5 protein-coding genes are annotated in these 5,755 nt (G+C 63.5%); 3 read left to right on the forward strand and 2 right to left on the reverse strand.

From position 1 onward, the window contains the following. Positions 1-154 precede the first annotated feature (154 nt). The 3 genes from ACI3KS_RS19430 to ACI3KS_RS19440 all read left to right on the forward strand — a co-directional run bounded on the left by ACI3KS_RS19430 (position 155) and on the right by ACI3KS_RS19440 (position 3,554). Positions 155-1,564, forward strand: coding sequence for an ABC transporter permease (locus ACI3KS_RS19430; protein ID WP_404920184.1), 1,410 nt, complete (start codon positions 155-157; stop codon positions 1,562-1,564). A gap of 2 nt (positions 1,565-1,566) precedes the next feature. Next, entirely contained in the window at positions 1,567-2,277 is a 711-nt protein-coding gene (locus ACI3KS_RS19435; protein ID WP_404920185.1) for an ABC transporter ATP-binding protein, read from the forward strand. A gap of 572 nt (positions 2,278-2,849) precedes the next feature. Then, positions 2,850-3,554, forward strand: a complete 705-nt coding sequence (locus ACI3KS_RS19440; protein ID WP_404920186.1) for a TetR/AcrR family transcriptional regulator — start codon at positions 2,850-2,852, stop codon at positions 3,552-3,554. Positions 3,555-3,630: 76 nt separating this feature from the next. Here the strand turns inward: ACI3KS_RS19440 and ACI3KS_RS19445 are convergent, their stop codons facing one another. Together ACI3KS_RS19445 and ACI3KS_RS19450 are read right to left on the reverse strand one after the other, a co-directional pair. Then, a complete protein-coding gene (locus tag ACI3KS_RS19445) occupies positions 3,631-4,305 on the reverse strand; it encodes a response regulator (protein ID WP_404920187.1) in 675 nt (224 codons plus the stop codon). Beyond that, positions 4,302-5,516: a sensor histidine kinase gene (locus ACI3KS_RS19450; protein ID WP_404920188.1), complete on the reverse strand. Its 1,215-nt coding sequence runs from the start codon at positions 5,514-5,516 to the stop codon at positions 4,302-4,304. The genes ACI3KS_RS19445 and ACI3KS_RS19450 overlap by 4 nt, the downstream gene beginning before the upstream one ends. Between the last annotated feature and the right edge of the window lie 239 nt (positions 5,517-5,755).

Here is a 5,755-nt window from a genome sequence, read left to right on the forward strand (position 1 = left end):
TACCACCGCCGCCGACGCCAAGCCCGACTGGGCCGTTTGACGCCCGTCGAATTCGAGACCATCATGAACCAGAACCTGGCCCTCGCGGCCTAACCGAAACTGTCACCTATCCGTGCAGCAGACCCATCGGGGCAGAAACTTGCTCCTGGGTGCGATGATGCTGGTCGTCATCGCCACCACAGTCATCGCCATGATGATCACCTCCACGTCGGCCGGAATCATCGACGACTACAAGGCCCGTTTCGGCTCTGAGGTCACGTTCACTCCCGATATCGAGGCGCTCCGCGCGAGCACCGACACCGACACCGACACCAGCGCTACACCCACGCGTCTTGAGATGCCGACCATCGATGCCGAGCAGTACATTGCCTTCGGCGACTCCGAATACCTGAACTCGGCCGACTACACAGCATCGACCGGCATCACCCCAACCGGCTTGACCGTCGTCGACGAAGAGCTCGGCGGTGGAAGCGTCAGGATGCCTATGGGCGGCGGGTTCGGCGGTCGGGAGGCGGAGGCGACAGACGACGCACCCTCGTATATGGCTCAGCTCATGGCCGGTCCATTCGATGAGTTCGACGACGGAACCCGTGCCCTCGCCGCGGGCGAGATTCCCGACGAATTGAACGAGGTCATCGTTAGCGCGGATCTCGCAGAGCTCAATGCACTCGCGATCGGTGACACCTTCACGGCGACTGGCGAGCTGACCGACCCGGATGGCGGCGACAGTAAAGCGATCAACTACGACGACCTCACCGTCGTGGGTATCTACGACGACCTCACCGGAGAATACGGGCAGACGCCGTTGCAGAACGCGTACACCAACACACGCAATCAGATCCTCACCACTGTCGACACCATCCTGGAGAGCTATGACTCCGCATACGACGGTATTCAGGTGAGCGCGACCTACTACCTGACATCGCCCGACGTGCTCCAAGATTTTGAGGCAGAGGTGCGCGCCGAAGGACTCCCGGACACTTTCGAAGTCACCACAGACGAATCGGCATACGACACCATCGTCGCCCCCGTCGAAGGCCTGAACTCAATCTCGATGACGTTCATGATCGTCGTCCTCGCACTCGGCGGCGTCATCATCGCCCTGCTCAGCTCCACCGCCATCCGTGAACGCAAGTACGAGATCGGCGTGCTGCGGGCCATGGGTATGAAGAAGTCCCTCGTCGCAGCAGGCTTGTGGGTGGAGTCGTTGATCCTGACGGCGATCTGTCTCGTGGCGGGTCTCGGGCTCGGCGTGCTCGTCGCCCAGCCCGTCACCAACGCGCTCCTGGCCGGGCAGGTGGCCGCGGCAGAAACCGCAACGGAAAGCCCTGCCGGGATGACCGGCGGCGGCATGCCCATGGGCGGCAACGGAGGCGGTTTCGGCAACTTCGGCGGCGCGGCCTCGGATGCCGAACCGCTCAGTGAGCTCGCAGTCGGGCTGTCACCCACCTCGATCGGACAGATCGCGCTCGTCGCGTTCCTACTGGCAAGCCTCGCCGGCGTCGTCGCGATCTCCCGCATCACCAAGTACGAACCGATGAAAATCCTGTCGGAGGGGAACTGACCATGACCACCACCACCGCCGCAACCCGGCCGACCGACACCGCGGTTCTGGCGCTGCACGACGTCACCTACCGTTACCCCGGCGTCGATAGGGACGTCCTCCGCGGCGTCTCCGCGTCATTCACTTCGGGAGCTGTGCACACGATCGTCGGGAAGTCTGGATCCGGCAAGTCCACGCTTCTCAGTCTCATCGCCGGACTCGACACAGCCGGTTCCGGAGAGGTCTCCTTCAACGGCACCTCGCTAGCCAAGGCTGACCGGGACCGTTACCGGGCCCGAGACATCGGCGTCGTGTTTCAAGGACTCAATCTCGTGACCAACGCGACTGCAGTGCAGAACATAGTCTTGTCGATGAACATCTCGGGCAGCCCCGTCAGCGAGAAGACGGAGCATGCGTACACGCTCCTGGAACGACTCGGCATTGGCCGTGAGGACGCCGCCCGTCCTGTCCTGAAGCTCTCCGGAGGCCAGCAGCAGCGAGTCGGCATAGCCAGGGCACTGTCCCACGACCCGGCCGTCATCATTGCCGACGAACCCACCGGAGCCCTCGACGAGAGGACCGAGGAAGAGATCTTGGGCATCTTCACGCACCTCGCACAAGCCGAGAACCGGTGCGTGATCATCGTCACGCACTCTCGCAACGTCACAGAGATCGCCGATGTAGTGCTGGGCATCAAGAACGGGAAGATCGGCGTCATCAGGAGCCGTCAGTGATGCGCGCGCTCCGGCTCACGCCGGCTGCGCACCCCCTTTCCCGTTGTCGGGGGGACAATCATTGCGGCCGGCGCTGTGTCTGCTGGATACGACGCGTGGGCCTGGGCGCAAACGCAGGCAATACCTGGCCGAGATGGCCGCCAGCGCTCAGACGATCGAACCCGTCGGCGGGGCGAACTTCGTCATGTCCTACGCGGGAATCTCCCTCTTCATCGGTATCGTCCTCCTTGGACATGGCGGGATGTGTCACCTCGCCTGGTACGTGCTCCGCCGGATCCCGCCAAACTCGGGAAGGCACCCCACCACCGACCAGGCCACGCAATGGCCGGAGCCCGCGCGGCCCGCAAACGACGCCGACACATTCTCGACAGGATCGATGACGAGACTCCCCCATCAACCACTGGCGTCGCAAATGGCCAGCGGTAAAGTGGGCGCTGGGCTTCTCGCTGGGTTCTTCGGAGGGCCGGTGGTTCCGGTGGGTGTGTACGAAGCCCGGGTGGGCGGGGCCTTGTGCATCGGCTGTGCCTTGCGTCGGCAGGCGCATGCGATGGGCAGGCTTGTACTCTGGGAACGTGACCCGTGACCGCACCCTTCCTGCTCGGGCCGCTGAGAGCGGAGGCCTACGAGGAACGACCCACCGGCGGGCTCAGACGCGTCGCAGGCTTCTGGACGCAGCACGCGTTGTCTTTGCCGAATTGGGCTTCGCGGCTGCCACAGTGGAGTTGATCTGCGATCGCGCGGGGTTCTCCCGTGGCGCCTTCTATTCGAACTTCTCATCCAAGGAAGACTTGTTCGTCGAACTTGCGCTGCGTGTCTCCGAGGAGAAGCTGAAATCTGTCGAGACTCGCTTGGAAGGTCTCAAGAGTCGAGGCCTGCAGTTCTTGACGGGAGATGACATCGTGGTGCAACTCCTCGACGTTCTCGTCGAGGACCGCGTCGGCGTGTTACTCATGAACGAATTCCGAACGAACGCAATGCGTAACCCTGAGATCGCGACGGCGTATCTCCGCTGGTCTGAGCGCATGCTCGCCAGCGCGTCAGCAATCGTCGAGGATATCCTTCGGGCGACGCCACTGCGAGCACGCGTACCACCCAGTGAGATTTCGCGTCATGTAATCATGACATGGGATTCCGTGTCGTCGCAGGCGGTGATCGCGGGCGTGGGCGCTTCAGCGATGCGAGCACTTGTGTCCGAACGGGTATTGATTGTCGCACGGGCTTTGGTCGATGATCTGGCGGAGATACCTGATTCAGGACCACCTCCGGTCACGCCCTGATCGGTTGAGACTGAGGGTCTCTTGGCGTGGACATTGCCGGCGGTGAACGTCGAGAGTTTCGCACCGACGGGCGTGGTCAGGACACGCCGGGGATGAGAAGACCGCTCTCGTAGGCAAGGATCACAAGTTGCGCACGGTCGTGAGCAGCCGCTTTGGTCATGACCCGGTTCACATGGGTCTTTGCTGTGTGCGGCGAGATGAAGAGGTCCGCTGCAATCTCGAGATTCGATCTACCACGCGCCACCAGAAGCAGCACCTCCCGTTCGCGTTCCGTCAGGTGCTTCACAGAGGCCACTGCCGCTGCGGTAGCGGCCTCCGTTCGTGTTGGTTGCAGGTACTTGGCGATGAGCGCGCGGGTTGCGATGGGCGAAAGCAGTGCGTCCCCGCCGTGCACGCTCTGAACAGCGCGGATGATGTCCTCGGGCTCGGATCCTTTGCCGATGAATCCGCTGGCGCCGGCGCGGAGAGCGGAGAAGAGGAACTCGTCCTCCTCGAACGTCGTCAGGATCAGCACCCGGGTATCCGAGAGGGCGGGGTTCGCGCAGATTGCGACTGTCGCGTCTATGCCGTCCATCGTCGGCATCCTGATATCCATCACGACTACGTCCGGCACCAGCGTCTGTGCCTTCTCGACCGCGTCGCGACCGTCGACGGCCTCGCCAACGACTTCGAAGCCCGCAGCGCCGGCGAGGATATCCACAACCGCACGGCGGATGAGGGTCTGGTCATCCACGACGAGCACTCTGATCATTGCTCCTCCTTTGTCAACGGAAGCGACGCCGCTACACGAAAACCACCTGATGCTGTGCCTGTCTCTACCGTCCCGCGCACCGATGCGACACGTTCCCGCAATCCGAGCAACCCGTGCCCGCCCGTCGGAGACCTGTCGCGCTCACCCGCTTCTGAGTTGTCAGGTACGGGGTTGGTCACCACTATCAGAGCGCGAGCGTCGTCGATGCGGAGGAGGATATGGGCCCGGCGCTCGGCGCCATGTTTGTGCGCGTTGGTGAGCGCTTCCTGGATCACGCGATATGCGACCAGGTCCGCGGCACCCGTGAGTCGGGTGGCGTCTCCCTCGCGGCGGATTTGAACGCTCAGGCCGACCTCGGCAAACCATCCGAGCAGGGTGTCGAGCTCGCGTAAGCCGCGTTGCGGCGTGTGAGTAGTCGATCCGCCGCTGTCGGTTTCGGTGCGCAGCATCTCCATGAGGTCACCGATTTCTCTGAGAACTGTGCGAGCCGCGGCCCGGATCGTTGCCAGCGCGTCTACAGCCTTCTCTGGTCGTGTCGCGACGTGTGACGAGGCGACGCCGGCGTTCAGGCTGATCACGGCGATCTGGTGCGCGACCGCGTCGTGCAGATCCCGCGCTATCCGTAGGCGTTCCTCGGTGACACGCCGACGCGCCTCGATCTCTCTCGTCTGCTCGGCACGCTCGGCCCGCTCGGTGATGGCTCGAATGTACTCGCGCCGGGAGCGACTCGCGTCTCCCGCCGCTGCGGCGAAGGCGACCGTGAGCGCGAAGGCGAAGGCGCGGGCGTCCAGCACGGTGGCGATCGCAGCCAGAACGCTCAAAGCGATGATCGAGACGACTGCAGTAGCAGCTGCAACCACGGTGAGCCGGCGGGTCGCGCTGCTCGCGGCGACACGGAACATTGCTATCGATGTGGCTAAGACTACGCCCGGCGAGAGCGTCCCAGTGAAGGACGCCAGTCCGTACAAGGCGACGCACGCCCCGAGAACGCTGATCGGCCATTTTCTTCGAAGCGGCAACAGCAGGGCAGGCGTGACGACCACGACCAATGCAGCGGGGCCGCCCGGACGGAACTCATCGCCTGGGAATGGAAGGAACGCCAGCCCGATGATCAGCAGGGCATTGAGAAGATCGGTCGCCCACACCGGCGGGTGCCGGAACTGATGCAGCGCCCTGCTAGCTTCGATGGCTTGGGTTGCTTCGGGGAGCATGCTCTCAGTCTGGAGGCATGCCACGCCTCGGGGATCCACCCCACGCGGCATTGCGAAATACCCCAACCGCAGTACACGGAGTCCGCCTCAGAGTGATGTGCCCTGTGCGACATGAAGCGCCCCAGGTTTCTTGCCGCTCCTATGCGGGTTGCGGCTCTCGGGTGAGGGCTGCGTAGTGGGCTTGCTCGAACTCGGCGGGTGGGACGTAGCCGAGGCTCGAGTGAAGCCTACGAGTGTTG

This window comes from Microbacterium sp. ZW T5_45, from assembly GCF_044987415.1.
Classification (GTDB): domain Bacteria; phylum Actinomycetota; class Actinomycetes; order Actinomycetales; family Microbacteriaceae; genus Microbacterium.

Bases quoted from the DNA above. Each gene is read 5' to 3' on its own strand.
- ACI3KS_RS19445 (WP_404920187.1), bottom strand. From the start codon at position 4,305: ATGATCAGAGTGCTCGTCGTGGATGACCAGACCCTCATCCGCCGTGCG.
- ACI3KS_RS19430 (WP_404920184.1), top strand. From the start codon at position 155: ATGATGCTGGTCGTCATCGCCACCACAGTCATCGCCATGATGATCACC.
- ACI3KS_RS19435 (WP_404920185.1), top strand. From the start codon at position 1,567: ATGACCACCACCACCGCCGCAACCCGGCCGACCGACACCGCGGTTCTG.
- ACI3KS_RS19450 (WP_404920188.1), bottom strand. From the start codon at position 5,516: ATGCTCCCCGAAGCAACCCAAGCCATCGAAGCTAGCAGGGCGCTGCAT.